This window comes from Streptomyces sp. NPDC030165 (assembly GCF_055573595.1).
In genome coordinates, this window is record NZ_JBVIBD010000077.1 from 1 (window position 1) to 1,266 (window position 1,266).

Here is a 1,266-nt window from a genome sequence, read left to right on the forward strand (position 1 = left end):
GCTGGTCGTGTATTTCGTGCTCGCGCTGGCCCTGTTCTCGCCCGCGCCGTATCTGGACGTGATGCGGCACCTGGTCGAGGGTCTGCGGGGCCAGGGACTCCTGGGTGACTGGCGGATTCCGGGGAAGTCGTCCCTGTTCAGGGCCCGGCAGCGGCTGGGGCCCGAACCGCTGCAAGTGCTGTTCACCACGACCGCGAAACCGATGGGCACCCAGGACACTCCCGGCACGTTCTGGCGGGGCCTGCGCCTGCTGGCCGTGGACGGCACCTGCTGGGACGTGGCCGACACCAGCGCCAACGAGGCTGCCTTCGGCCGGCCGGGCAACGGCCGCGGCCCGGACCGGAGCTCATTTGTGCAGGTGCGGATGGCCTGTTTGGTGGAGACCGGCACACATCTGGTGCTGGACGCCGAGCTGGCCGGCTGCCGCACCGGGGAGGTCACCCTGGTGGGCCGCCTGGCGAGGTCCTGCGGACCGGGCCAGCTGGTGCTGGCCGACCGTGAGTTCCTCGGGGTGCCGTTGTGGCGGGCTTTCACCGCCACCGGCGCCGACCTGCTGTGGCGGGTGCCGGCCAACCGCGTCCTGCCCGTCGAGCGCACGTTGCGAGACGGATCCTGGCTGTCCCGCATCCACGCCTGCACCGACGCCGCCCGCAGCGATCCGGTCACCGTCCGGGTGGTGGCCTACCATCTGGACGGCACCGGCCGGGCGGCCGGGGAGTACCGGCTGGTGACCAGCCTGCTCGATGCCCGCCGCTACCCGGCCCGCCAGCTGGCCGCGCTCTACCGTGAGCGCTGGGAGGTGGAAGCGGTCTTCGCCGAGCTCAAGACCTGCCAGCGCGGGCCACGCACGGTGCTCAGCAGCAAGACACCCGACGGCGTGCGCCAGCAGATCTGGGCGCATCTGCTGGTCCACCGGGCCCTGCGCGAACTGATGCTGACAACGGCTGCTACCGGGCATCTGGATCCGGACCGGGTCTCCTTCACGGAGGCTTTGCGGTCCGCCCGGCGCAGCGTGATCCTCACGCCGGGCAGTTTTTCCCCCTGACCTCCTGGACAGAGCCCTGGCCCTGCTCCAGGCCGACCTTTTGGAACGGATCCTGCCCGTCAGACGCCTGCGCAGCCAGCCCCGCGTCGTCAAACGCAAGATGTCCAACTACCGCCTCAAACGGGCCGGACACCGCAGCTGGCCCCAGCCCACGCACGCAGGCACCCAAGCCGTCCTCATCCAACGACCACAACCCGCGAACCCATAAAGCAACGGCATTG

General features: G+C 70.4%; 2 protein-coding genes. One reads left to right on the forward strand and one right to left on the reverse strand.

Annotated elements, in window-relative coordinates; all coding sequences use genetic code 11:
• On the forward strand, nucleotides 1-1,045 hold a 1,045-nt coding region (locus ACZ4Z1_RS42475; protein ID WP_468492075.1), incomplete at its 5' end, for an IS4 family transposase.
• Here ACZ4Z1_RS42475 and ACZ4Z1_RS42480 read toward each other — a convergent pair.
• The coding region (locus tag ACZ4Z1_RS42480; protein WP_468492076.1) for a hypothetical protein at nucleotides 1,020-1,266 on the reverse strand (247 nt) is incomplete at its 5' end. The two genes, ACZ4Z1_RS42475 and ACZ4Z1_RS42480, sit on opposite strands and share 26 nt — an antisense overlap.